The organism is Nostocoides veronense, from assembly GCF_039531185.1.
GTDB classification, from domain to species: Bacteria; Actinomycetota; Actinomycetes; order Actinomycetales; family Dermatophilaceae; genus Nostocoides_A; species Nostocoides_A veronense.
Window position 1 is genome coordinate 92,758 of sequence record NZ_BAAAPO010000032.1, and the last position, 24,128, is coordinate 116,885.

Here is a 24,128-nt window from a genome sequence, read left to right on the forward strand (position 1 = left end):
CGCGTGCGGACTCAGTCGAGGCTGGCCCAGACCTGCATAGAGACGGCGGCGGCGCCATATGCCGAACCGCCCTCGCGCACCACGCCATTGGCCTCGTCGAAGGCTTCTTCAGCGCTGTCCCACAGCAGTCGATAGTGTCCAGCATCCGGTCGCCACGGCAAGGTTATCGAGCTGTCGTGGGTTGCTCCGTTGATCGCCACAACGACATCCCGGTCGGACGGAGTCGGCGCGCCCAGCGCCATCACCAGAGTGCGCAGTCCGGGGTCTTCCCAACGTTCCGGAGCCAGCGGCATACCGTCGGCGCGAAACCACGCGACATCCGGGGCTGCACCATCGGTGGGTGGGCTCCCGGTGAAGAAGTGGGCACTGCGTAGCGCGGGATTTTCGCGGCGGATTCGGCTCAGGCTCGCAACGGAGTCGAGCAGTTCAGCCTGCCAAGGCTCCCAATCCCAGCCGAGCCAGCCGATCTCGTTGTCTTGGCAGTAGGCGTTGTTGTTGCCGTGCTGGGAGCGGCCGAACTCATCGCCAGCGTTGATCATCGGCACGCCGGCCGACGTCAGCAGCGTGCCGAGCAGGTTGCGCATATTGCGGCGACGGATCGTGAGCACCGACTGATCGCCGGTCTGTCCCTCGACGGAGTGGTTCCAGGACCGATTGTGCGAAGCGCCGTCGCGGTTGCCCTCACCATTGCCCTCGTTGTGCTTCTCGTTATATGCAGTCAGGTCCGCCGTCGTGAAACCATCATGTGCCGCAACGAAATTGATGGAGGAGAGCGGGCTGCGGCCGACGCCGCCGAAGAGGTCCTGTGAGCCGGCCATGCGAGTGGCGAGGTCCCGCGCGCCGTGTCCAGGCTGCAGGCCGTATGCCGCCCCGAGGTCGGTGAGCCAGAACGTGCGGACGTCATCGCGAAAGCGGTCGTTCCACTCGGCGTAGGGCGCGGGGAACTGCCCAGTGCGCCAGCCGCCCATCCCGACATCCCAGGGCTCGACGATCAGCTTGGTGCGTTGGAGAACGGGATCGTCGCGCAGCGCCGCGAGGAAGGGATGGTCCGGGCTGTAGTCGTGATAGCTGTCCCGGGCCAGTGCGACGGCCAAGTCGAAGCGAAAGCCGTCGACATGCATCTCGTCGACCCAATAGCGCAGGGAGTCCAGGATCAGTTCTCGCACAACCAGATTGCGGGTATCGAGGGTGTTGCCGCAGCCCGTCATATCGATGGTTCGCCCGAAATCGTCCAGGCGGTAATACGACGCATTGTCCAGGCCGCGGAAGGACAAACTGGGCCCGTCATTCCCTTGTTCGGCGGTGTGGTTATAGACGACATCGAGCAGCACCTCGAGACCGGCCTCGTGCAGCGCCCGCACCATCGTCTTGAATTCATCGACCACGCCCTGCGGGTCGCGCGCCGCGGCATAGCGTCCATGGGGGGCGAAGAAGCCCAGGCTGTTGTAGCCCCAGTAGTTGACCAGGCCGCGCTGGAGCAGGGCCGGCTCGCTGACGAAGCTGTGGACGGGGAGCAGTTCGACGCTGGTCACCCCGATGCGGTGCAGGTGTTCGATGACCGCCGGGTGCGCGAGACCGGCATACGTCCCGCGCAGGTGGATCGGCACCTGCGGGTGACGCATCGTCAGCCCGCGGACGTGGGTCTCGTAAATAACCGTTTCGTCCCACGCGATTGCGGGCCGCTGGTCACAGGCCCAGTCGAAGGCGGGGTCGATCACGACCGCATGCCCGGTCGCATCGATGGCGCGGGCATACGGGTCAAGCAGCGGCAGATCCTGCCGGTACAGGTGCCCCGCGTCGGGGGTATGCGGACCGGCCGCGTGCACGGCATACCGCTGCCCGGGGCCGACCCCCGGCAGGTGCGCGGACCACCAGCCGCCGTCCTGCGGTCCGTCCAACTCCACGACTTGACCCGCGCCGTCCCCGACGCTCATCCACACTCGCTCGGCGTGCCCGGCGAAGATCCGAAGGTCGGCGCCGCCGGGCACCAGGTGGATGCCGGGGGCGGCCGTATCGACGCGAGGTGACGCGGACATGGTCCCTAACCCTATGTGTGGGTAGGTTGAGGGAATGACTGATCCCACCGCACTTCCCAACCTGCCCGGCTTCGGCGGCAATCCCGCACCGGCTGGCGACACCGAGCCGCCGGCGGAGGCGCCGCTTGGCGAGCGCCTCGCGGACGCGCTGCGCAGCCTCGAGCTCGAGCCCACCCTGGACTCCGACGGCGACCTGTCCTTCCAGGTCGAGCAGCAGCAGTTGTTCATCCGCTTCTCCGAAGAGGACGCCCAGGTGTTGCGACTGTTCGGTCAGTGGCAGCTGGCGGACCCGGTGCCGACCGACCAGGTCGAGCGGCTCGAAGCCTGCAATGACGTCAATATCGCCTTCAACATGATCAAGACGGGTTTGGCGAACGACACCCTCCTTGTCACCTCCGAGCACATGCTGCCGCGCGGTGCCGACGTGCGCAGCCTCTTGATGGTCGCGATTCCGCTTGTGCTGCAAGGTGTTTCGCTTTGGCACCAGCGCGCGATCGGCGAGGAGAAGTTGGCCGCCATGCAGGGTGAGCAGCAGCCCGAGGGCCCCGGCGCCTCGTTCGGCCTCAATGGCACGGGGCAGCAGGGCTGACGTGGGCGAATTCGTCAGCCTCGAGGTCGAGGACGGCATCGGCACGATCCGGCTGAACCGGCCACCGATGAATGCCCTGAACCAGCAGGTGCAGACCGAGCTGGGGGAGGCGTCGAAGGCTGCTGCCGCCGATCCGGAGGTCTTCGGGGTCATCGTCTATGGCGGCGAGAAGGTCTTCGCCGCTGGCGCTGACATCAAGCAGATGCAGGCCATGGGCTACACCGACATGGTGCGCGCCGCGCAAGGGCTGCAGGAGTTCACCCGGGCGCTCGCGGCCATCCCGAAGCCCACCGTGGCCGCCATCACCGGCTATGCGCTGGGCGGCGGCTGCGAGGTGGCGCTGGCCTGTGACTTCCGCATCGCCGCCGACAACGCCAAACTCGGTCAGCCGGAAATCCTGCTCGGAATCATCCCCGGCGCCGGCGGCACCCAGCGGCTCGCGCGCCTTGTCGGGCCGTCCCGGGCCAAGGAACTCATCTTCAGCGGTCGGTTCGTGGATGCCGCCGAGGCACTCGCGATCGGCCTCGTGGATGAGGTCGTGCCCGCCGAGGAGGTGTATGCCGCGGCGCGCCGCAGCATGGCCCGCTTCCGTGGTGGGCCCGCTCTCGCGATGGCTGCGGCGAAGGAGGCTATCGACCGCGGGTTGGATGTCGACTTGCAGACGGGGCTGGAGGTTGAGCGCATGCTCTTCACCGGCCTATTCGCCACCGACGACCGACAGATCGGCATGGACTCGTTCGTGGCCAACGGTCCAGGCAAGGCGAGCTTCACCGGCCGCTGATCACAGCTGTTCATCGATCGGCCCCGGCTCATGGCGTGTTGACAATCACGCTCCGGCTGGGGCCGATCGGTCATTTCGGCTGAGAAACTTGCGGGAGTGCCAGCGCCCGGCCACCGGGCGATCCCTAGCCCGTGAAGGATTTCAGCGACCATGAATATCGTCGTGTGTGTCAAGTACGTTCCGGACGCTCAGGCTGATCGCGGCTTCGATGAGTCCGACCTGACCACGAACCGCGAAAGCGTCGACGGCCTGTTGTCCGAGCTCGATGAGTATGCCGTTGAGGAGGCGCTGAAGATCGCCGAGGCCGGCGAGGGTGAGGTCACCGTCGTCACCATCGGCCCCGACAAGGCCGCCGATGCCGTCAAGAAGGCACTGCAGATGGGCGCCGACAAGGGCGTGCACATCAGCGACGAGGCGATCCGCGGTTCTGACGCGTTCGCGACCTCGCTGCTGCTCGCCAAGGCGATCGAAAAGATCGGTGCGCCCGACCTGGTCATCACCGGCATGGCGTCGACGGACGGCACGATGGGCGTGGTTCCGGCGATGCTCGCCGAGCGCCTCGGCCTGCCGCAGGTCACCTTCGCGTCCGAGTTGACGGTGGACGGGGATGGCGTGACGATCCGCCGCGATGGCGACACCGCCAGCGAGACGATCATCGCCAAGCTGCCCGCGCTGGTGTCGGTCACCGACCAGATCAACGAGCCGCGATATCCCTCCTTCAAGGGGATCATGGCCGCCAAGAAGAAGCCGGTCGAAACCTGGTCGCTGGCCGACTTGGGTGTTGACGCCGGTGCCGTGGGTGCTGCGGGCGCCTACACGAAGGTGCTGTCGGTGACCAAGCGGCCGCCGCGCGAGCAGGGCCAGATCGTCACCGATGAGGGCGATGGCGGCAGCAAACTCGCCGACTTCCTCGCCTCCCGCAAGTTCATCTGATCGCCCACGACGGCTTGACATTTCAAGGAGTAACCATGGCTGAGATCTTCGTCCTCGTGGACCACGCCAACGGCCAGGTCCGCAAGACCACCGCCGAACTGCTGACCATCGCCGCCCGTCTCGGCGAGCCGTCCGCCATCTTCCTTGGCGCCGGCGCGCAGGAGGCCCAGGCCACCCTCGCGAAGTTCGGCGCGAACCGGGTGTATGCCATGGACAGCGCCGATCTGACGGGCTACCTCGTCGCCCCGCAGGCCGAGTTCCTCGCCGCTCTGGTCGGCAAGCTCAAGCCCGCCGCGCTGCTCGTGCCCTCCAACCCGGCAGGCAAGGAAATCGCCGCGCGCGTCGCGATCCGCACCGACTCGGGCCTGATCACCGATGCCGTCGATGTCCAGGCGGGCGATGGTGGCATCGAGACGACGCAGTCGGTCTTCGCCGGCTCCTATACCGTCACCTCGACGGTGACCAAGGGCACGCCGATCATCTGCGTGAAGCCGAACTCCGCTGCGCCGCAAGAGAAGCCGGCAGCTGGACAGGTCGTCCCCGTCAACCTCACGATCTCCGAGGCCGCCAAGGCCGCCCAGATCACCGAGGCCAAGGAGAAGAAGGCGTCCGGCCGTCCCGAGCTGACCGAGGCAGCGATCGTCGTCTCCGGCGGACGGGGCACCGGTGGCGACTTCAGCCCGGTCGAGGAGTTCGCGGACTCCCTCGGCGCGGCCGTCGGCGCCTCCCGCGCCGCGGTCGACGCGGGGTGGTATCCGCATACCTCCCAGGTCGGGCAAACGGGCAAGCAGGTCAGCCCTCAGTTGTATGTCGCGTGCGGCATCTCCGGTGCCATCCAGCACCGCGCTGGCATGCAGACCTCCAAGACGATCATCGCGGTCAACAAGGACGCGGAAGCGCCGATCTTCGAGCTGGTCGACTTCGGCGTCGTCGGCGACCTGTTCGCTGTCTTGCCCCAGGCCACCTCCGCAGTCCAGGCATCGAAGGCCTGACCGCGGCACTTAGGCTTCAGCTAACGCGCCGCTCAGCTAACGCCCGGGCTACCGCCTGGTATTGGTCGTGATCACAGCCGGTACCAGTGGGTAGCCCGGGCGTTAGGTTTCCTGGCGGGGCGGACTATGCCGCTGGGGGGCGTGTCTGCGTCCCCGTAAACTTGGTCGGTGCCCGCTCACTATCTCGATCACGCCGCGACGACGCCGGTCCTTGCCGTGGCGCGCGAAGCCCTGATCGAGCACCTCGGGCAGACCGGCAATCCGTCGGCGCTCAATTCCGCTGGGCGCGCGATGCGGCGCGTTGTCGAGGAGTCACGCGAACGACTCGCGGGCGCCCTGGGCGCCCAGCCCAGTGAGGTCATCTTCACCTCCGGCGGCACCGAGGCCGACAATCTCGCCATCAAGGGTGCGTATGCCGCCCGTCAGGCGGCGGACCCCGCCCGCCGAGGGATCGTGCTGAGCGGCATCGAGCACCACGCCGTGCTGGATCCGGTCGAGTTCCTCGTCGAATCCTTGGGCGCCGCAGCGCTTTTCGCCGAACCCGACGACCGAGGCGTGGTCACCGTCGATGCCCTGCGGGATGCCGTGCGCGACCCGAGCTCCATTGCGCTGATCTCGATCATGTGGGCCAACAACGAGATCGGCACCATTCAGCCGATCGGCGAGTTGGCCGCGGTGGCCCGGGAACACGGCATACCCATCCACAGCGACGCGGTCCAGGCGGTGGGGCACGTTCCGGTCGATTTCGCGGCGAGCGGTCTGGACTTGCTCTCGCTGACCGGTCACAAGCTCGGCGGGCCGGTCGGCACCGGCGCTCTCCTGGCGAGACGGGACGCCAAGCTCACCCCGCAATTGCATGGCGGGGGGCAGGAGCGCCTGGTGCGTTCCGGCACGGTCGATGCCGCGGGAGCCGCCGCGCTGGCAGCCGCGGTTGAGGCAGCTGTGGGCATGCTGGCCGTCGAGTCCGCGCGATTGATTACCTTGCGCGACAACCTGATCCAGGGCGCGCTCGATCTCGACCTCGGCATCGAGGTCACGGGCGCCTGGACCCCGGGCAGTGCAATGGACCGGCTCCCCGGCAATGTGCATCTGCGGGTCCCGGGGACGGACGGGGACTCCTTGCTCTTCCTGCTCGACGCGGCCGGCATCTGCTGCGCCACCGGCTCGGCCTGCACGGCCGGCGTCCCGCGGGCCAGCCATGTGCTCCTGGCCATGGGGATCCCCGAGGAGGACGCGCGGGGGGCGATCCGCTTGAGCCTCGGGCATACGTCCACCCAGGCAGACGTCGCCGCGGTGCTCGCGGCGCTCCCGGAGGCGGTCGCCCGGGCGCGCCGAGCAAGAGGTGCTGCCTGATGCGGGTCGTCGCCGCGATGAGCGGTGGCGTCGACTCCGCGGTCGCCGCGGCGCGCATGCTGGACGCCGGCCATGAGGTCGTCGGCGTCCACCTCGCCCTCTCCCGATCGGCCGCCACGCTGCGCGAATCCGCCCGTGGCTGTTGCACATTGGAGGACGCCGGCGATGCCCGACGGGTGGCCGACATGCTCGGCATACCGTTTTATGTCTGGGATCTGGCCGACCGTTTCCAGCGCGATGTCATGGACGACTTCGTTGCGGAGTATGCCGCGGGCCGCACCCCGAATCCTTGCCTGCGGTGCAACGAGAAGATCAAGTTCAGCGCCCTCCTCGACAAGGCGCTCGCCCTCGGTTTCGATGCCGTGGCGACGGGGCACTACGCGCAGATCGTCGACGGGCCGGCCGGCCGGGAACTCCACCGAGCGGTCGACGCCGCGAAGGACCAGTCCTATGTCCTCGGCGTCCTGACCGCCGAGCAACTGGCCCAGGCCTTCTTCCCGCTCGGCGACACGACCAAGCCGATGGTCCGCGAGGAGGCGGCGGCGCGCGGCTTCTATGTCGCCAAGAAGCCGGACTCCTATGACATCTGCTTCATCCCCGACGGCGACACCCGCGGCTGGCTGACCAAGCGGCTGGGGGAGCAGCCGGGCAAGATTCTCGATGCCGACGGGTCGGTGGTCGGTCACCATGAGGGGGCCTACGGCTTTACGATCGGCCAGCGCAAGGGTCTCGGGCTCGACCGCAGCGCGATGGACGGTCAGGCGCGTTATGTCGTGGGGATCGACCGGGCCGCCAACACCGTGACCATCGGGACGGCGGATCTGCTCGGCGTCGATGAGATTGTCGGCATGCGGGCGCTGTGGTGCGGTCCCGCGCCGACCGGGCCGAGCCAGTTGGGCGCACAGGTGCGCGCCCACGGGGAGGAAGTGCCGGCCACCGTTGAGCCGGACGGCACCCGGGTGCGCGTCCTGCTCGACCGTCGCATCCGCGGCATCGCCCCCGGCCAGTCCGTGGTTCTGTATGACGGCACCCGCGTCGTCGGGTCGGCGACCATCGAGACGGCAGGGCGCGGGCGGCCTACCGAGCCCGCGTCGTGAGCCTGCGCTCCCGGATCGCCGCCCTCCGCCTCGACCTGACGCCCGCTCGGGAGTCGCGCGACTTCCGGCTGCTGCTCATCGCCGGCAGCGTCTTTTATCTCGGGCACATGGTGTCCTATGTCGCGCTGCCCTTCTTGATCTATCGCGAGACCGGCTCGAACGCGATGGTCGGCCTGATGGGCGCTGTCCAACTCGTGCCCCTCGTGGTCTTCGGCCTCTGGGGCGGGGCGCTCGCGGACCATGTCGATCGGAAGCGGCTGCTGGTCCTGTGCGGCAGCGCCCAGGTTGTGCTCATGGGGGTGCTGGCGGGCAACGCGTTCCACGACAACCCGAGCATTCCGCTGATTTTCGTCGTCGGCGCGTTGCTGACCTGCGTTGGCGCCTTGCAGCGACCGTCGCGAGAGTCGTTATTGCCCAGGACAGTTCGGCACGACCAATTGACGCAAGCCAATGCCCTGGCCTCCTTCGGCCTGCATGCCGGGCTCTTCCTGGGCCCTACCCTCGCCGGGCTGCTCATCGCCAAGGTGGGGATCGGCTGGTGCTTCGTCGTCGATGTGCTCGGGATGCTCGTGGCCACCGCGATGTATGCCGCGATGCGCCCCTATCCGCATCGCGAGGAGACCACGCCCCCATCGCTGCGGGGCATCGCCGAGGGCTGGACGTATGCCGTGCGCCGCCGCGATTTGCTCGCGACCTATCTCATCGATATCGCCGCGATGTTCCTCGCGATGCCGATCGTGCTCTTCCCGGCCTTCGCCGAGGAAGTCTTTGGCCGGCCGGAGCTGGTTGGCATGCTGTATTCGGCTGAGACGGTCGGCGCCCTCATCGCCACGACGCTTTCCGGGTGGATGCCGCGGGTGCATCACCACGGCCGGGCGATCACGATCGCTGCCGCGGCATACGGCCTGGCCATCGCCCTCGTCGGGCTCGCGCCGTCGATCTGGCTGGCGATGGGTGCCCTCGCCCTCGCGGGCGCCGCGGACAATATCTCCGCCGTCTTCCGCGGCACGGTGTGGAACCAGACCATCCCGGAGCGGATGCGGGGTCGACTCGCGGGGATCGAGATGCTGTCCTATTCGGTCGGTCCGCTCGGCGGGCAGATGCGCGCCGGCCTGGTCGCCGACGCGTGGAATGTGCGCGGCGCCATCACCAGCGGCGGCCTCGCTTGCATCGCCGGCGTCGGCCTGACCGCCGCCTGGCTGCGCGACTTCTGGCGGTATGACGCCCGCACCGACCCACACGCCGTCACCGAGCGCCTCGCGCGCCAAGCCCTCGCCGACGCGCCGTCGTCTCCCGCCGACGGGCCGCGCGACGCAGCCTGAACTCCTGGAGGACTAGGCGACGGCGGTCCCGTCGAGTTCGATGAGTTGGCCGGGGATGGCCAACCGCGCGACGCAGAGCATCGTGGTGGTTGGCGCGACCCCGGCGGCCGCGAGTCGCCCCGCGATAACGCCATAGTGCGGGAACAGCGCATCAACATCGGTGGTGTAGACGCCGATGCGGACCACATTCGCGAGTGGTGGCGGGCACCTCTTCGGGCTCGATGGCGCACTGGCATCGGCGCTGCGCAAGGTCGTCGATGCCCTGCCCGAATCGAACCAGAGCGGGCTCGGTGCTGCCGCGCAACGTTTGCTGGCCGAGCCGGCGACAGACCTGCTGTCTCGTCGGACCGAGGGGGAAGACATCCCATCGGCACTCTTGCGTCCCGTACGTGAGGCCGTGCTTGCCGGCAAGCGCCTGCAGATCGAGTATGCGGCTCCCGCCGCGCCCGCGGCCTCGCGGACAGTGGACCCCATCGGCTTGGTCACGGTGCGGGGTCGGACCTATCTTCTGGCGACGCGAGATGGGGCCGAGCGCACCTACCGGCTCTCTCGGATCCTGAGCGCCGAACGACTGCCCGAGTCGGCCCAGCGACCCGCGAGGGTCGACCTCGACCAACTGTGGGCGAGGCGCTGTGCTCAGTTCCTCGCGGATCATGACTTCCCTGTGGTCCTTCGCGTTCGGCGTCCGCGCCTGTCGGAACTGCTCGACATGGCACGAGCCGTGCGCGCCGAGGAGTCCGAGCTGGATCATTGGGTTCGCCTCGAGGTTTCCTTCGAGGATGAGCGGCATGCCGTGTGGGCCATCTGGCAGCTCGGCGATGACGCCGACGTCCTTTCTCCCGTATCGGTTCGCGACATTCTCCGCCAGCGCGCGGCGCGCCTCGTGACGCGGTACGCCGGTCCGGCGGACCGCGCGGAGTGACACGACCCGCGACGCTCCCGCGCCTCGTCGGAATGCCCGGCGCGGTGGGTGTCGACTGTGATGTGATGCGCGGATGAGCTCCCTCCGCGCCGCCGACGACCGCCTCTCCCGCCTGACCCGCAAGCCCGATCGGGGTCTTGGCACCCGCGAGCAGCTTGACGCCCTGCTCGACAGCCAACTCGTCGGCACGCTCTCGACTGTCCTGGACGGCCAGCCCTGGGTCGTGCCCATGCTGTATGCCCGCGACGGCGACCGGATTCTGCTCCACGGCTCGTCGGGGGCGGGCGCCTTGCGGCAGGTTGCGGCGGGCGCCCCCGCGGCCTTTTGTGTCGTCGTGATGGATGGCCTCGTGGTCGCCGAGACGACCTTCGAGTCCTCAGCCAACTATCGCTCCGTGGTGATCCGCGGGCACCTGGAGACTCTTTCGCAAGACGCGAAATCCACTGCGCTGGAGACGATCTCGGAGCACATCATCCCGGGACGTCATGCCGAAGTGCCGCCGTCGACCAAGAAGGAAGAGGCTGCGACGGCGGGCCTGGCCCTGGCCATCGGCGACGACAACTGGATCATGAAGCAGCGCGATGGCGACCCCGCCGAGCCGCCCGGCCCCGTCGATGTCTGGTGTGGCGTCATACCCCTGCGCACAGTTGCCGGTGCGCCGGTCCCAGCCCCGTGGTCGGTCGGCCCGATCCCGGAATCCGTCGAGCGTTTCATCGCCGCCCGCCCCGCCCCGTGAGCGATTCGCGCGCCGTCCCGGACTCCGGGATGATGTCGCGGTGACGCGCGCAACCGGCATCGGCTCCTGGCCCGGCACCGACGTTCGCGAGGCCATCGTCACCACGCGGGACCTGCTCCTCGACGCGGACGGGCTCGGGCTGCCATACCTGCCCGAAACCCCGGCCCGGGGGCCGGGGGCCGACCTCATCGGCCGGGGCGCCGGCCTGTTGGTCGACCTGCACGTCGACCTCCAACCGAGCGGTTGGCGCTTCGTCGACCGGCCCGGCAAGGATGCCGCCCGCACGGCCGCCCTGATCCGTCAGGATCTCGATGAACTCGCCGAGGCCTACGACGGCTACACGGGGCCACTGAAGGTCCAGGTGGCTGGCCCATGGACCCTCGCCGCCTCCGTCGAACTCAACCGCGGCGAGCGCTCGGTCAGCGACCCCGGAGCCACCCGCGATCTGCTCGCCTCACTGAGCGAGGGCATTAGCCGGTATGCCGCGGACGCCCGCCGCCTGATTCCTGGCGCCGACCTGGTGATCCAACTCGATGAGCCGTCCCTGCCCGCCGTCTTGCAAGGCCTGCTCCCGAATGCCAGTGGCTACGGCCGGGTGCGCGCCGTCGACCCGCAGGTCGTGGGGACCGGGCTGCGCGCCCTGGTCGAGGCGCAGTCGGCCCCCGTCGTCATCCACTGCTGCCACCCGAGCGCGCCAATCCCGTTGCTGCGCAACACCGCAGCGGCGGCCTTGGCCCTCGACGTCACTGACGCGACCCCTGCGCGCTGGGAGTCGCTGGCTGCGACCATCGAGTCTGGGATCGGGCTCTATGCCGGCGCTCTCCCCACCGACGGCACGGCCTCCGTCGAACGCGGCAAGCGCCTCGTCCTGGACGCCTTCGAGACTGTCGGGCTCGCCGCGGAACATCTCGACGCGTTGACCCTCACACCCGCGTGCGGTCTGGCGTCTTCCACGGTGGCGGGCGCACGGCATACGCAGCGCACCGCCATCGATCTCGCCCGCGAACTGACGGAGGGAGCCACTCGATGAGCACCGACCAACGCATTCCATGGCAAGCGAAATTCCTTGCCCTGGCGCTGATTTGGGGTTCGAGCTTCCTCTTCATGAAGGTTTCCCTCGCCGCGCTGCATCCGATCCAGATCGCGACCGCGCGTATCCTGGCGGCGGCGCTCATCCTCGTACTGCTCCTGCGTATGACGGGTGGTCGCCTCCCGCGCGAGCGCCGGGTCTGGGGGCACCTGGCCGTGTCCTCGGTCTTTCTGACAGCGCTGCCCTTCACCGGGTTCGTCGTGGGGGAGACCCGGGTCGCCTCCGCCATCGCGGGGATCGGCAATGCGACGACACCCATCGCCGCGGTGCTTTTTGCCATCGTCTTGCTGCCCGCCGAGCGGCTCACCGGCGCCAACCTCGCCGCGGTGCTCATCGGTTTCCTGGGCGTCATCATCATCGCGGAGCCGTGGAATACCGCAGGACGTCCCGACCCGCTGGGCTTCCTGATCGTCGTGTTGTCGGGTGCGTGTTACGGCCTGGGCTGGACCTACAACCGGCGGTATTTGGCGCACGCTGACCTCGGCGGACTGTCGCAGCCCGCGGCGCTCCTGCTCTGCGGCTCGGCGCTGATGGTGCCTGTCATCCTGATCTGGTGGCTGTCCAGTGATGTCGCGACGCCATGGTCGCTCGTCCCGCACGAAGGGCACACGCAGTACCCGATCTGGCTCGGCCTGGTCTGCGTCGCTCTGCTGGGCTTTGTTGGCACGGGAATTGCGTACATGCTGCAATTCGATGTCGTCCGCGCGGCCGGTGCTGTCGCCTCGACCACCGTCACCTATCTGATTCCGGTGGTCTCGGTCGTGCTCGGTGTCTTCGTCCTCGGCGAGCACCTCGGCGCGGCTCAGCTCCTTGGCTTCGCCGTCGTCCTGGCCTGCGCCTATGTCATTAACGCCAAACCGCGAAAACCGAAGGCCGCCATGGCGTGACGCTCCGAAGTCAGCGCAGGTTAGTCGAATCCGCATACCGTGCAAGGTCTGCGGATTCGACTAACTTCGGCTAGCAGAGGTTAGGAGACCACCGCCCGGGCACGAACCGGTCAGGCGGAGGGGGCGTGCACCTCGCGGCGCAGGATCTTGCCGGTCGGGCCCTTGGGGAGTTCCTCGACCTGCCACACGGTGCGGGGGCACTTGTAGGCCGCGATCCGCTCCTTGGTCCAGGCCTGGATGTCCTCGACGCTCGCGGTCGCGCCGGGGCGCAGCGCGATGGCGGCGCCGACATTCTCACCGAGCAGCTCGTCGGGAACCGCCACGACGGCGACTTCCAAGACGTCAGGGTGGGCGTAGATGACTTCCTCGACCTCTCGCGGATACACATTCATGCCGCCGCGCAGGATCATATCCTTCTTGCGATCCACGATCGTGTAGTAGCCCTCGTCGTCCACCGTCGCCATGTCGCCGGTGCGGAACCAACCATCCGGGATCGCCTCAGCGGTGGCCTCCGGATTTTGCCAGTAGCCCTTCATGACGTTGTCGCCGCGGATGGCGATCTCGCCGACGCCGCCGGGTCCGACATCCTTGCCGTCCTCGTCGATCAGCTTCATCTCGCAACCGGGGATCGCGACGCCGATCGTGCCCGACTTCGTCGGCTGCCCCGGCATATTGAAGGAGGCCACCGGCGAGGTCTCGGACAGGCCGTAGCCCTCAAGGATCTGGCAGTTGAACTTCTCCTCGAACGCCCGCTGCACCTCGTGCGGCATGGCCGAGCCACCCGAGCAGCAGGTGCGCAGGCTGGAGGCGTCGAGACTGTCGCCATCGGGGTGGTTGAGGATCGCGGCATACATCGTCGGCACCCCGAGCATCACGCTGACCTTCTCGTTGGCGATCGTCTTGATCGCATCCGCCGGGTCAAAGCGCGGAATCAGGGCCAGCGCCGCGCCCGCGATCACGGCCGCCTGCAACCCGACGACCAGGCCGAAGACGTGGAAGAGCGGCAGGCAGCCCATTACCACGTCGTCACGGGTGATCTGCGCGATGTCATTCGCGCAGCGCGTGGCGTTGAGGTGGATATTGGCGTGCGTCAACTCGGCACCCTTGGGCCGGCCTGTCGTGCCCGAGGTATACAGAATGATCGCCGTGTCGTCATCGGCACGCTCGACGGGCGCGGTGATCGGCTCGCCGGCCGTCAACAGATCCCCGACTGGACCCATCGGGTCGCACGGCACGACCAGGGTTCCGGAGTTGGCCGCGCCCTTGGTGACCTCATCGACGAAGTCGGGCCACACGAAGGCGATCTTGGCCCCGGAGTTGGTGAAGAAGAAGTCGATCTCACCTGCCTTGAGCAGCGGGTTCATCGGGACCACGGTGCCGCCGGCATACAACGTGGCGAAGAAGGCCACCGGGAAGGCCGGCACATTGGGCAGGATCAGCGCTACCCGGTCGCCGGGCTCGATGCCGGAGGCTTTGAGGTCGCCGGCGAGCTTCGCGGCGAGCTGGTGCATCACGGCATACGACAGGTGCTTGCCGCCCATCGCGATCATCGTGTTGTCGGGGTGCTGCTCGGCGGTCGTGACGAGATTCGTCGCGAGGTTGGTCATAGTCGACCCTCCTGGAGTTGGTCCGCGGCCGGCGGAATGGGTTGTGGGCGCCATTGTGCATGCTCGGAGGGACGGATGCGAGGATCGGCGCCATGCGTCCCCGCCTGCCGGTGCTCCATCTCACCACCGGCCTGCCTGGCACCGGCAAGACGACCCTCGCCCGGCAGATCGAGCACCGCGACAACGCCATCCGCCTCACCCCGGATGAGTGGATGCAACCGCTCTTCGGTGAGTCCGATGCCGGAGGACGCCGCGACATCCTCGAGGGCCGGCTCGTCTGGGTCGCCTATCGCGCCCTGCTCTCGGCGAGCGACGCGATCCTCGACTTCGGCTGCTGGTCCCCCGATGAGCGGTATGCGGTGCGCGCCATCGCGGCGCTGGCCGGCGGCACCTTCGCACTCCACTACCTGACCCTGGAGGAGCGGGAGCGCCGCCGCCGGGCCGAGCACCGGTGGCGCACCGTCCCGCACGAGACCTTCGAGATGAGCGAGGCGGACCACGACCGGTTCCTCGCGGCATACCAAGTCCCCACCGAGCACGAGATGTCGTATGCCGCGCTGCCGCCCCCGCCCGCGCCATTCGGGAGCTGGACGGCCTGGGCGGCGGACCGGTGGCCGACGCTTCCGGACCTCGGCGAGCCGGCGCCCACGGCAACCGGGATCAGCCGGGCCGACCTGAGTGACCCGGCCCTGCGCACCTTCCTCCAGGCGCACCTGGACGAGCTGGAACCGACGGCGCCACCGGAGAGCCGACACGCGCTCGACGTGGAAAGACTTGGGGGAGAAGGGATTCGGCTCTTCGTATGCCGCGTGGCTGGCGAGATCGTCGCGACCGGGGCGCTTGCTCGCCTCGGAGCCGGGCACGAAGAGATCAAGAGTATGCGGGTCGCTCCCGCCGCTCGCGGGCGCGGCCACGGGCGATCAATGCTCGCCTTCCTGCTCGCCGACGCCGACAACCGTGGCGTCGAGCGGCTATCGCTTGAAACCGGGAGTATGGACTTCTTCGCGCCCGCGCGTCGGTTGTATGTCGCGGCCGGCTTCACGCCGACGGGCCCGTTTGCCTCCTATGTGGCGGATCCGAATAGTTGCTTCCTGACGCGCCTCACCGCGCGTCCGGCACGCCCTTGAACAAGGCATACCAGGTGTCGATGCCGGCTTGATCGTCGAGGTCCAGCGCCATGAAGACGGCCCGGCTGAACTCCAAGGGCGCCTCGCCAATGGCGGTGATCAGCGGCCCATCGTGGGCGATCGAGGCGTGCACGCGGGCGGCGCTGCCGGGGTAGTCGGGCTCGTCGGCATCCGCGTTGACGACATGCGCGCGATGCTCCATCAACCCCGCCCTGGCGAGGGCGCGAGTGGCACCGCAGATGCCGGCTACCTGGCGATCGGAGTCGAGCAACCTGCTGGCGAGGGCGAGCGCCGAACTGTGGTCCCCGTCGAGCCACGTGTTGCCACCCGGCAGGAGGAGCAGGTCGATATCGCTCACGTCGAGGTCGCCCAGCGTTGTCTCTGGGAGCACCCGCAGGCCACCCAGCGTGGTCACCGGCTCGCCGGCCGCGCCGGCGACCACAAGGCGATAGCGATCGTCCCCGCCGCGCGCCGCCATCTGCAGCACAGTGGTGACATAGGCGTACTCCCAGTCCGCCATGGTGTCGAAGGCATAGAGCACGACTTGTCCCATGCCCCAGACCCTATGTGCGGCAGGATGAGCGGGTGCCAGAGAGCCATGAGATCCCCGAAAGTGCTCGTCACGAATGGACGTCCCTGGCTGAGCAAGCCACGGCGGCGCAGTTCGCCTATCACGTCAAGGATGCGCCGACAATCAGCGATGGGGAGTACGACGCCCTGATTCGTCGGCTACAGGAACTCGAGGAGGCACACCCGTCCCTCCGCACGCCCGACAGCCCCACGCAGACCGTTGGCGGGGCGATCTTCAGCACCGACTTCCAGGCGATCGATCACCTCGAACGCATGATGAGCCTGGACAACGTCTTCGCCCCGGACGAACTAGCCACCTGGGCCGCGCGTGTCGAGCGCGAGGCCGGCGGGGCCTCATACCACTTTCTCTGCGAGCTGAAGATCGACGGCCTCGCGATCAACCTGCTGTATGAGCAGGGCCGGCTGACCCGGGCCCTGACCCGCGGCGACGGGCGGACCGGCGAGGACGTCACGCTCAACGTCCGCACCATTGACGGGGTGCCGACGCAGTTGTTCGGCAACGATATTCCCGCGCTGGTGGAGATCCGCGGCGAAGTCTTCTTCCCGATCGAGGCCTTCGCGGGCCTCAACGCCAGCCTCGTCGAGGCCGGTCGGGCACCCTTCGCCAATCCCCGCAATGCCGCCGCCGGATCGCTACGTCAAAAGGACCCCAAGGTCACCGCCACCCGGCCGCTGCGCATGCTCGTCCACGGCATCGGCGCAAGGCGAGGGCTGGACATCGAGCGGCAGTCCACGGCATACGAGCTCATGCGCGGTTGGGGACTGCCGGTCAGCAGCCACTTCCGCGTGCTCGACGACATCGAGCAGGTCCAGGAGTTCATAGTCCGGTTCGGCGAGCAACGACACAGCGTCGAGCATGAGATCGACGGCGTTGTCGTCAAGGTCGACGAGATCGCCGTCCAGCGTCAACTGGGCTCCACCAGCCGCGCGCCGCGCTGGGCCATCGCCTACAAGTACCCGCCCGAGGAGGTCAACACCAAGCTTCTCGACATCCTTGTCAATGTGGGTCGCACCGGACGGGTCACGCCATATGGCGTCATGGAACCAGTCGTCGTGGCGGGCTCCACCGTCACGAATGCCACGCTGCACAACGCTTTTGAGGTGCAGCGCAAGGGCGTGCTGATCGGCGACACCGTCGTGCTGCGCAAGGCCGGAGACGTTATTCCGGAAATCCTCGGGCCGGTCGTTGACTTGCGCGACGGCAGCGAGCGGGCCTTCGTTATGCCGACGAACTGTCCGGCCTGCGGCAGCGAGCTGGCGCCGGAGAAGGAGGGCGATAAGGACATTCGCTGCCCGAACGCCCGCTCGTGCCCCAGCCAGTTGCGCGAGCGGCTTTTCGGTCTCGCCGGACGAGGTGCCTTCGACATCGAGGCGCTCGGCTGGGAGGGCGCGGTGGCGCTGCTGGATTCCGGCGTGCTGATCGATCCTTCCCTGGGCGGTGCGAGTGAGTCGATGCTCTTTTCCTTGGGGGAGAAGGAGATTGCCCGCGTGCCCCTGTACACGCGAGCGGCGAAGAAGACCGACCCGGAAGGCAAGATCGTCGATGGACGGGTGGTGTCGGCCAATGGTCAGCGGCTCGTCGACAATCTCGTCAGCGCCAAGGAGCAGCCGCTGTGGCGGGTCCTCGTGGCCCTATCCATCCGGCATGTCGGTCCCACCGCAGCCAGGGCATTGGCGCGTCACTTTGGGTCGATGGCGGCCATCCGGTCAGCATCGGTGGCGGAACTCTCCGGTGTCGAAGGCGTCGGCGGGGTCATCGCCGAATCGGTTCGGGACTGGTTCGACCGGCCGGGCAACGAATGGCACGGGCGCATCGTCGATCAATGGGCCGCTGAAGGCGTGCGGATGGTGGACGAACGTGACGAGGATGTCGAGCAAACGTTGGCGGGTAAGACCGTGGTCGTGACGGGATCACTGGAGGGCTTCAGCCGGGACTCGGCGAAGGAGGCGATCCTCGCGCGCGGGGGCAAGGCGTCCGGCTCGGTGTCCAAGAAGACCGACTGGGTGGTGGTCGGTCCTGGCGCCGGATCGAAGGAGACCACGGCGCGCGAGCTGGGGTTGACGATCCTCGACGAGGCCGGCTTCGTCCGATTGCTCGAGACCGGTTCAGCCGACTGAGCAAACACGACGAGGTCCCGGTGCCGTGGCACCGGGACCTCGTCCATGCTGTGTCGCGCTCTGCGCGCTGGCGTGATCAGGCGCGCGCCATGATCCACATAAGTAGGGCGATGATGAGCAGCACACCGACGATCGTCCAGATAAGCCCTGAACCTCGCATGATCACAACCTCCTTGTTGCGGGAATGTGTGCCGAGATTAGGGTCCGCGAGGTCGACGAAGTGGGCTTAGCGGGCGAGATTTTTTTCTCTGGCGATCTGCTCGCCCGGGTTTTGCCGCGTTTCCACCCTTTGGGGTGACATTTTGCGTCCCGAGTAGACCAGAGCCCGCTGGATGAGGAAGCTCGCGGCGAAGAGGGCGACCTCCGTGGCGATCTTGGCCGCGAGCAGGGAACCGGTGACGGCCAGGAGAGCGTGGAGCAGGGCCACATTGGCCACGAGGATCGTCGCGGCGAGGGCGGCATACCGCAGCAGCGAGGGCAGCAGCGGTGCCGCCTCGCCACCGCGACGAAAGACCCAGCGCCGGTTGATTGTGTAGTTCGTCGCGGCACTGGCGACGCGCGCGGCAACCGCCGAGGCGGTGACCTGACCCGTCAGGGCAACCCCGAGGAAGAGCAGCGTGGTGTCGATCCCGAACGCCAGCAGCGAGGAGCCGATGAAGGAGAGCAGTTGGCGATAGATGAGCACCGAGTCGTGTAGCGGCCGGAAGTGCGAGGAAGCGTTTTCGTCGAGATAGATCGTGGCGATCTCCACCTCGCGGATGTCCTGATCCTCCGAGCAGGCCCGCAGCAACAGCTGCAATTCGTACTCGAAGCGATCGCCAGGGATGGCAAGCAGCCATGGAATCATCCGGGCCGGATAGGCGCGCAGGCCAGTCTGGGTGTCGATCAGCGTGCGCCGTGCCGCGAGCGCAAACAGCCGCTTCGTCACGCCATTGCCGACGCGGCTGCGCAGGGGCACCGAGCCGGTGAAGAGCCGCGCCCCGAGGACCATGTCGGGCTCGCCGCTCTCCAGCTCGGCCGCGACGCGCAGGATGTCGACGGGGGAATGCTGCCCGTCACTGTCGGCACACACGATCCCCTCATCGGGGAAATGCGCTGCGGCATAGGCGAATCCGGTCTTGAGCGCGGCACCCTTGCCGCGGTTCATTTCGTGATGGACCACGGTGGCCCCGCGCCGCGAGCACTCGGCGAAGATCGAGGAGTATGCCGGGCCGCTGCCGTCGTCGACGATCAGGATCGGCGCGGCGTCACCGAGATCGGCGATCAGTTGGGGGAGGCGTTGGTCCGGCTCGTAGGACGGAATGAGAACGATCATGGCCGCTCACCCCGCGATGTAGACGATGTCGCTCGTCCCGCGCTCTTGACCCTTGCCCAGCGGGTTATTGACCAGATTGCCCTGGAAGATCATCGCGGTCGAGCCGCCGCCGTCGAGGTTGTACGCCACCTCGGCGCCGAGGCTGACGAAGATCTCGGCGAATTCGGTCATGGTCACTCCACGGCTGTAGCCAGGGCTGCGGCCGTCCGCAGCGACGAAGAGCAGGTGGTTGTTCCCTATCAGGCCGATGCCGGTGCGCGGCTGCTGGCCCTGGATGGAGTGATTCCCGAAGTTCGTGTCGACCTCCACTGACTCGATTCCGCTGCGCACCTTGCCGCCCTCGACCAGTCCTGGACCGAAGGACAGGGTCTGCCAAACACCCTCGGAGAGAAGCGTTTTGGCATTTGTCGCGGTCTCGTCGTAGAGCTTCATCGAGCCGTCCTTATAGAACGCGAGACCTTCTCGGGCGCCGGCATCCCGATAGATGACGCCATTGCGAATCTGGATGCCGGTGTCGCGGAAGCCGTAGTAATCGCCATTGATCGCCAGGACCGCACCGGCCTGCGCCGCGATCGCCGAGGGGTAGGCAATGATGTTCTGCCCGAACTGGTCGTTGGCAAAGGCACTCTTGACGATCGTGGCATCACTGACGGTGACGTCCGCGACGAAATAGGTCACCTGGTCGCTGCCCGAGCCCGTCACGACCTTGGTGATCTTGATCGTTGCCGTGTCGCTGGTATAGCTGTCCGCGGAACTCGTCGCACCCGTGGTGTCCGCGGCCACGGCCTGTATGGCGGTTGACGTCTGCTCGGAGGCATTGCTCACCTCGACGTGGTCCACGACATAACGGTTCAATGCCCAGCCGCCGGTGGCGCCCAGGCCAGCAAAGGCGACACCGCCGATGCCGTAAAGGGCGGCACGACGCCCCATGCGTCGTGATCCCACCGGTTCCGGGCCCGGGGGCTGCGAGGGGGTCTGCGTCGGGGGGATCAGGGTCGCGGTCATGTCATCGTCCTTCGGGTTCTGTTGCGCGAGTGCGGGACTGGTGTGGTGCTCTGGGACCTATTGCGAAGCTCCCGAACGGGGTCCCCGCGAAGTACCGGAGCGAGCTTGCGAGCGAGGAAACTTCGTGAGGTGTCCTGGCTGTATGACGGGTGGCTGGCTCAGTGCCCGCCCATGCCGCCGGTGCCCTGCCCGGCGGTGACCGAGCCGACCTTGGTGGCGCCATCGATCGAGCCGCCGAGCGAGAAGGTGGCGACCTGGTCGGCGGCGAGCGCGCCGCCGAACCACACGTCATACGACTGACCGGAGGTGATGCCGGCGCCGGTGAAGACGAGGTTCGAGTAGTCCTTGACGGCAGTGAAGGTGGCGAGGACCTGATCGCCCGAGGCGATGCTCACGGTCTGGCCGGCGCTGACGGTGCTGGAGAAGCCGAGCTGGACCCAGCCCCCGGTCGACGCGCTGTCGGGGGCCTCGGCCATGCCGGACGAGCCGGCCGCCAGGACGGTGCCTCCGGTGACGGTGGTGCCGCCATTGGAGTCCAGGGATCCGTTGCCATTCATCGTCGGGCCATAGACAACCGTGGTGCCGCCGCTGATCGTGGTGCGCCCGTTGGAATCGAGGCCGTCCCCGCCCGCATTGACGACGATCGTGCCGCCGCTGATGAGCAATTGCGATCCGTCGTCCTGCATCCCGCCGCCACCCATCCCGCCGCCCGAGCTGGTGCCGGCCGTGGCGTTGAGGCCGTCGTCGGAGGAGGTCAGCGATATCGAGCCGTTCTCGATGACGATATTGGCGCCTTCGAGTGCTTCGGTGGACTTCGTCACCTCGACGGTGCCGCCGGTGACCGCGAGGTCCCCTTCGGCGTGGACGCCGTCGTCGCCCGCGGTGACGGTGGTCTTTCCGCCGGAAATCAGGATGTACCCGACCGTGTCGTCGCTTTCGTTGTCCGACTTCAGGCCGTCGTCGGCGGCCGAGACGTCGAGGCTGCCGCCGGCAACGATGAGGTAGTCCTTGCCGCGAACACCGTCATCGACGGCGGTGACTTGGATGGTGCCGCCCTGGATGACCAGTCCGTCCTTACTCGCTATGCCGTCATTCGTGTTGCCCGTGACCGTCAGCGATCCGCTCCCGCCGATGGTCAGATCCGCCATCGAAAAGAGCGCGGCATTCGGGGCGTCTTGCGCGGAGGTGTCATATCCCGTGCCGTCGGTCAACGCATTGGTCGTGCCATCGGCCAGCACGACAACCGCCTGGTCCGCGGCCTGGATGTTCACGGCGGCGCCGACGCTATTGGTGATCGTGGCGCCATCAAGGACGAGGCGCACCGTGCCATCGGTATCGCTGTTGACGACGACCGAACCATCGGTCAAGGTGCCCTTGAGGACATAGGTCCCCGGCGTGGAGATCGTGATGAGGTCGTCCTTGATGCTGACGCCTGCCGTGCCTGACGCCGTGCTCGCCCCGTCGGCCAAGGTCACCGAAACAGCCTGTGCCGCATCGTATGTCGTGTCCTGCGCCGATGCGTGCGAGGCGGCATTGTCGCTCAGGAGCGCCGATTCGGCGCTGGTTACCGAGCCGGAGGCGGGAGCGCTGCTGCTCGAAGAAGTTCCAGTCGAGCCCGAGACAGCGGAGGTTACCGAACCGGCGGGTGTGCCGCTCGCGTTGCCCCCGCAGGCGGCCAAGCCGAGGCCGGCTGTTAGGGCAACGAGCGCCGAGGTGATGCGCTGTGTCTTCATGGTGGGTAGCTCCTGGATCGGTGAAAAGGCTTGCGGGGTGAGTGAGGTTCAGGCTGTGAGGAAGTGCTGGTGCAAGGTCCGGTGCCACTTCAAGTCGGGGAGTTCCGGGCGCAGGGCACGCAGACCGGTGCCGTACTTGCTCACGCGGACGGGTCGGTGGCCCAGCGCCCAGAGTGCGCGGTCGACTGCCGAGGGAGTCGAGGTGCCTTTGGTCTCGATAATCGCGAGTCCAGGAAGGTCCAAGGCAGCGCCGGCCGGCACCCGGAATCGCAGGTCGGTGTCGATGGTGGCGCGTGTGAGGGACCCCTCAGCGGTCACCGTCGCGATGGTCATCCGCCGGTAGCGCGTGATGAGGGTGGCCTGCAGCGCCCTCGCGTCGATGCCCTCGACCCCATGGGCCGCCAGGCGATCCGACACGAAGTCGGACGCCTCGACGTCCAGGCGGGCGCTGAGGATCTCCGGATGCTCGATGCGCTCCTTGACTGTCGTGCCGCGCGGACCGCGCGTCTTGACCTCGAGGAAGGTTGCGCCCGTGTCGACATAGGCCCGGGAACGAACCTTGAACCGGCGCCGGCGACCCTGGCCAGCAGCGGTGAAGCTCGCGAGTTCTGCTGTGTCCCAATAGATCGATCGGTAGCCGAAGGTCCGGGCTCCGTCGATCTGGAGGATCCGGGAGTCGGGCCCGAGCCGATCGGCCAGGCGCTTGATCGTGGCGAGCGGGACAACATACTTCCGGTCCACGCGAGTCAACAACTCGCCGGCGGCCACCAATTCGGGCAGGGAGATGGGTGCCAAGTCGGCACCGACCGGTGCCGGAATGGTTTCCTCAGCACGCGATATGACGGCCTCTTTGGTGGCGATGGTGGCGGTCATCGGGCGACCTTCGGCGCCTTGGGCGTCGCGAGTGCGGTGCCGGGGCGGTAGCGGACGTCCACGGTGGTCGTGTCATTGACTAGGTCGGTTTTGAGGATCGTCAGCGACGCGACTTCGGCACCGAGGATGCGCTCGACGTGCGCGCGCGTGGCGACCGGATCGGCATACGCCCGGTCCAGCACGATGGACTGGCGCTCTGTGCGGCGGGCGATCGCCGGGTGATCGCCGATGGCGAGTGCCGCGAGGATCAGGCCCATCAGGCCGGCAACGAGCGGAGCATCGGTGCTTCCCAGCCCTCCGAGCAGCCCGAGGGCGAGCGCGGCGAAGTAGTAGGCGACTTCGGAGTTGCTCAACTCCTCCGAGCGCAACCGGATGATTGAGAGCACCCCGAAGAGCCCGAGGCCCAAGCCGGCGCTGACCGTCGAGGTCGCCAAGGCCGCGGCGACGGCAAGCACGCCGACGTTGACGCCGAGGAAGGCGACGATCAGATCGCGCCGGCCGTGGCGGGGCAGGAAGAAGGCGAAGACGAGGACGGTGATGGCGATCAGGTCGACGCCGATGAGGATCGGATTCATGAGGGGCTCCTTGGCTTGCGGGTGCCCCTATTTCGTCAGCGCAACCCATCGGGAGCCGATGTCCGCTCTGTGTGTCACCTGTGAGTCGAGGTCCGGGGGCGTGCGCACGGCCCACATAGACTGATGCGCATGTCCGAATTGACCCGCGCCGATGTCGCGCACCTGGCCGGGCTGGCCCGGATCGAGTTGTCCGACGACGAGCTCGACAAGATGGTCGGCGAGTTGGGGATCATCCTCGAATCCGTGGCGACCGTGCAGAATGCGCCGATCGACGACGTGGCACCGATGTCGCACCCGATGCCCCTGGTGAATGTGACGCGGCCCGACGAGGTGCGCCCATCTCTCTCTCCCGAGGCGGCGCTCTCCGGTGCCCCCGAGCAAGACCAACAGCGCTTCTCCGTGCCCCGCATCCTTGACGAAGACTGATCCGGAAAGAGCGAGATCAC

Annotated in this window: 22 protein-coding genes and 1 pseudogene; 14 read left to right on the top strand and 9 right to left on the bottom strand. The window is 67.6% G+C overall.

Annotation, left to right across the window (positions count from 1 at the left end; translation table 11 throughout):
- Positions 1–11 precede the first annotated feature (11 nt).
- Positions 12–2,036 carry a glycogen debranching protein GlgX gene (gene glgX, locus ABD225_RS10030; protein WP_344084380.1) on the bottom strand — a complete coding sequence of 675 codons (2,025 nt, stop codon included), beginning with the start codon at positions 2,034–2,036 and terminating at the stop codon, positions 12–14.
- Between the two features lie 34 nt (positions 2,037–2,070).
- Between glgX and ABD225_RS10035 the strand changes: the two genes are divergently transcribed.
- The 7 genes from ABD225_RS10035 to ABD225_RS10065 all read left to right on the top strand — a co-directional run bounded on the left by ABD225_RS10035 (position 2,071) and on the right by ABD225_RS10065 (position 9,103).
- Positions 2,071–2,625 carry a T3SS (YopN, CesT) and YbjN peptide-binding chaperone 1 gene (locus tag ABD225_RS10035; protein ID WP_344084383.1) on the top strand — a complete coding sequence of 185 codons (555 nt, stop codon included), beginning with the start codon at positions 2,071–2,073 and terminating at the stop codon, positions 2,623–2,625.
- A 1-nt stretch (position 2,626) separates the two neighbouring features.
- Positions 2,627–3,406, top strand: coding sequence for an enoyl-CoA hydratase/isomerase family protein (locus ABD225_RS10040; protein ID WP_344084386.1), 780 nt, complete (start codon positions 2,627–2,629; stop codon positions 3,404–3,406).
- 150 nt (positions 3,407–3,556) lie between these two features.
- Complete coding sequence (locus ABD225_RS10045) at positions 3,557–4,339, top strand: electron transfer flavoprotein subunit beta/FixA family protein (protein WP_344084390.1); 783 nt, start codon at positions 3,557–3,559, stop codon at positions 4,337–4,339.
- A 35-nt stretch (positions 4,340–4,374) separates the two neighbouring features.
- On the top strand, positions 4,375–5,331 hold the full coding sequence (locus ABD225_RS10050; protein ID WP_344084393.1) for an electron transfer flavoprotein subunit alpha/FixB family protein: 957 nt from the start codon (positions 4,375–4,377) through the stop codon (positions 5,329–5,331).
- Between the two features lie 168 nt (positions 5,332–5,499).
- Positions 5,500–6,684 carry a cysteine desulfurase family protein gene (locus tag ABD225_RS10055; protein WP_344084396.1) on the top strand — a complete coding sequence of 395 codons (1,185 nt, stop codon included), beginning with the start codon at positions 5,500–5,502 and terminating at the stop codon, positions 6,682–6,684.
- Positions 6,684–7,781: a tRNA 2-thiouridine(34) synthase MnmA gene (gene mnmA, locus ABD225_RS10060; protein WP_344084399.1), complete on the top strand. Its 1,098-nt coding sequence runs from the start codon at positions 6,684–6,686 to the stop codon at positions 7,779–7,781. The genes ABD225_RS10055 and mnmA overlap by 1 nt, the downstream gene beginning before the upstream one ends.
- Positions 7,778–9,103 carry an MFS transporter gene (locus ABD225_RS10065; RefSeq protein WP_344084402.1) on the top strand — a complete coding sequence of 442 codons (1,326 nt, stop codon included), beginning with the start codon at positions 7,778–7,780 and terminating at the stop codon, positions 9,101–9,103. Before mnmA ends, ABD225_RS10065 begins: the two co-directional genes overlap by 4 nt.
- A 12-nt stretch (positions 9,104–9,115) precedes the next feature.
- Here the strand turns inward: ABD225_RS10065 and ABD225_RS10070 are convergent.
- Positions 9,116–9,298: pseudogene (locus tag ABD225_RS10070) on the bottom strand (RidA family protein); the annotation flags it as partial.
- Here ABD225_RS10070 and ABD225_RS10075 point away from each other — a divergent pair.
- The 4 genes from ABD225_RS10075 (at position 9,279) to ABD225_RS10090 (ending at position 12,738) form a co-directional block, all read left to right on the top strand.
- Entirely contained in the window at positions 9,279–10,025 is a 747-nt protein-coding gene (locus ABD225_RS10075; RefSeq protein ID WP_344084404.1) for a helix-turn-helix transcriptional regulator, read from the top strand. The pseudogene ABD225_RS10070 and the gene ABD225_RS10075 overlap by 20 nt on opposite strands.
- Before the next feature lie 73 nt (positions 10,026–10,098).
- Entirely contained in the window at positions 10,099–10,761 is a 663-nt protein-coding gene (locus ABD225_RS10080) for a pyridoxamine 5'-phosphate oxidase family protein (RefSeq protein WP_344084407.1), read from the top strand.
- Between the two features lie 40 nt (positions 10,762–10,801).
- On the top strand, positions 10,802–11,791 hold the full coding sequence (locus ABD225_RS10085) for a uroporphyrinogen decarboxylase/cobalamine-independent methonine synthase family protein (RefSeq protein WP_344084410.1): 990 nt from the start codon (positions 10,802–10,804) through the stop codon (positions 11,789–11,791).
- Positions 11,788–12,738, top strand: a complete 951-nt coding sequence (locus ABD225_RS10090; protein ID WP_344084413.1) for a DMT family transporter — start codon at positions 11,788–11,790, stop codon at positions 12,736–12,738. Before ABD225_RS10085 ends, ABD225_RS10090 begins: the two co-directional genes overlap by 4 nt.
- Before the next feature lie 110 nt (positions 12,739–12,848).
- Here the strand turns inward: ABD225_RS10090 and ABD225_RS10095 are convergent, their stop codons facing one another.
- The gene (locus ABD225_RS10095; protein WP_344084416.1) at positions 12,849–14,345 is read right to left on the bottom strand and encodes a long-chain-fatty-acid--CoA ligase; all 1,497 of its coding nucleotides are present in this window, start codon (positions 14,343–14,345) and stop codon (positions 12,849–12,851) included.
- A 92-nt stretch (positions 14,346–14,437) separates the two neighbouring features.
- On the opposite strand from ABD225_RS10095, the gene ABD225_RS10100 reads away from it, so the two are divergent.
- Positions 14,438–15,472: a GNAT family N-acetyltransferase gene (locus ABD225_RS10100; protein WP_344084419.1), complete on the top strand. Its 1,035-nt coding sequence runs from the start codon at positions 14,438–14,440 to the stop codon at positions 15,470–15,472.
- Here the strand turns inward: ABD225_RS10100 and ABD225_RS10105 are convergent.
- Positions 15,447–16,025 (bottom strand): DJ-1/PfpI family protein, encoded by a 579-nt coding sequence (locus ABD225_RS10105; RefSeq protein ID WP_344084422.1) that lies wholly within the window; start codon positions 16,023–16,025, stop codon positions 15,447–15,449. The two genes, ABD225_RS10100 and ABD225_RS10105, sit on opposite strands and share 26 nt — an antisense overlap.
- A 32-nt stretch (positions 16,026–16,057) precedes the next feature.
- On the opposite strand from ABD225_RS10105, the gene ligA reads away from it, so the two are divergent.
- Entirely contained in the window at positions 16,058–18,181 is a 2,124-nt protein-coding gene (ligA, locus tag ABD225_RS10110) for an NAD-dependent DNA ligase LigA (protein WP_344084425.1), read from the top strand.
- Between the two features lie 226 nt (positions 18,182–18,407).
- Here ligA and ABD225_RS10115 read toward each other — a convergent pair whose 3' ends face one another.
- From ABD225_RS10115 to ABD225_RS10135, 5 genes are all read right to left on the bottom strand, one after another.
- A complete protein-coding gene (locus ABD225_RS10115) occupies positions 18,408–19,496 on the bottom strand; it encodes a glycosyltransferase (RefSeq protein WP_344084428.1) in 1,089 nt (362 codons plus the stop codon).
- Between the two features lie 6 nt (positions 19,497–19,502).
- Positions 19,503–20,426, bottom strand: coding sequence for a phosphodiester glycosidase family protein (locus ABD225_RS10120; RefSeq protein ID WP_344084431.1), 924 nt, complete (start codon positions 20,424–20,426; stop codon positions 19,503–19,505).
- Positions 20,427–20,659: 233 nt separating this feature from the next.
- Complete coding sequence (locus tag ABD225_RS10125; protein WP_344084434.1) at positions 20,660–22,234, bottom strand: carbohydrate-binding domain-containing protein; 1,575 nt, start codon at positions 22,232–22,234, stop codon at positions 20,660–20,662.
- A gap of 48 nt (positions 22,235–22,282) precedes the next feature.
- Positions 22,283–23,107 carry a polyphosphate polymerase domain-containing protein gene (locus tag ABD225_RS10130; RefSeq protein WP_344084437.1) on the bottom strand — a complete coding sequence of 275 codons (825 nt, stop codon included), beginning with the start codon at positions 23,105–23,107 and terminating at the stop codon, positions 22,283–22,285.
- Positions 23,104–23,682 (bottom strand): DUF4956 domain-containing protein, encoded by a 579-nt coding sequence (locus ABD225_RS10135; protein ID WP_344084440.1) that lies wholly within the window; start codon positions 23,680–23,682, stop codon positions 23,104–23,106. The genes ABD225_RS10130 and ABD225_RS10135 overlap by 4 nt, the downstream gene beginning before the upstream one ends.
- Before the next feature lie 129 nt (positions 23,683–23,811).
- Between ABD225_RS10135 and gatC the strand changes: the two genes are divergently transcribed.
- Positions 23,812–24,108 (top strand): Asp-tRNA(Asn)/Glu-tRNA(Gln) amidotransferase subunit GatC, encoded by a 297-nt coding sequence (gene gatC, locus ABD225_RS10140; protein WP_344084442.1) that lies wholly within the window; start codon positions 23,812–23,814, stop codon positions 24,106–24,108.
- The last annotated feature ends 20 nt before the right edge of the window (positions 24,109–24,128 follow it).

Excerpts from the sequence above, each read along its gene's own strand:
- ABD225_RS10080 (WP_344084407.1), top strand. The coding sequence starts at position 10,099 with ATGAGCTCCCTCCGCGCCGCCGACGACCGCCTCTCCCGCCTGACCCGC.
- gatC (WP_344084442.1), top strand. The coding sequence starts at position 23,812 with ATGTCCGAATTGACCCGCGCCGATGTCGCGCACCTGGCCGGGCTGGCC.
- glgX (WP_344084380.1), bottom strand. The coding sequence starts at position 2,036 with ATGTCCGCGTCACCTCGCGTCGATACGGCCGCCCCCGGCATCCACCTG.
- ABD225_RS10105 (WP_344084422.1), bottom strand. The coding sequence starts at position 16,025 with ATGGGACAAGTCGTGCTCTATGCCTTCGACACCATGGCGGACTGGGAG.
- ABD225_RS10125 (WP_344084434.1), bottom strand. The coding sequence starts at position 22,234 with ATGAAGACACAGCGCATCACCTCGGCGCTCGTTGCCCTAACAGCCGGC.
- ABD225_RS10095 (WP_344084416.1), bottom strand. The coding sequence starts at position 14,345 with ATGACCAACCTCGCGACGAATCTCGTCACGACCGCCGAGCAGCACCCC.
- ABD225_RS10045 (WP_344084390.1), top strand. The coding sequence starts at position 3,557 with ATGAATATCGTCGTGTGTGTCAAGTACGTTCCGGACGCTCAGGCTGAT.
- ABD225_RS10035 (WP_344084383.1), top strand. The coding sequence starts at position 2,071 with ATGACTGATCCCACCGCACTTCCCAACCTGCCCGGCTTCGGCGGCAAT.
- ABD225_RS10100 (WP_344084419.1), top strand. The coding sequence starts at position 14,438 with ATGCGTCCCCGCCTGCCGGTGCTCCATCTCACCACCGGCCTGCCTGGC.
- ABD225_RS10135 (WP_344084440.1), bottom strand. The coding sequence starts at position 23,682 with ATGAATCCGATCCTCATCGGCGTCGACCTGATCGCCATCACCGTCCTC.
- ABD225_RS10090 (WP_344084413.1), top strand. The coding sequence starts at position 11,788 with ATGAGCACCGACCAACGCATTCCATGGCAAGCGAAATTCCTTGCCCTG.
- ABD225_RS10075 (WP_344084404.1), top strand. The coding sequence starts at position 9,279 with ATGCGGACCACATTCGCGAGTGGTGGCGGGCACCTCTTCGGGCTCGAT.
- ABD225_RS10130 (WP_344084437.1), bottom strand. The coding sequence starts at position 23,107 with ATGACCGCCACCATCGCCACCAAAGAGGCCGTCATATCGCGTGCTGAG.
- ABD225_RS10050 (WP_344084393.1), top strand. The coding sequence starts at position 4,375 with ATGGCTGAGATCTTCGTCCTCGTGGACCACGCCAACGGCCAGGTCCGC.
- ABD225_RS10115 (WP_344084428.1), bottom strand. The coding sequence starts at position 19,496 with ATGATCGTTCTCATTCCGTCCTACGAGCCGGACCAACGCCTCCCCCAA.
- mnmA (WP_344084399.1), top strand. The coding sequence starts at position 6,684 with ATGCGGGTCGTCGCCGCGATGAGCGGTGGCGTCGACTCCGCGGTCGCC.
- ABD225_RS10120 (WP_344084431.1), bottom strand. The coding sequence starts at position 20,426 with ATGGGGCGTCGTGCCGCCCTTTACGGCATCGGCGGTGTCGCCTTTGCT.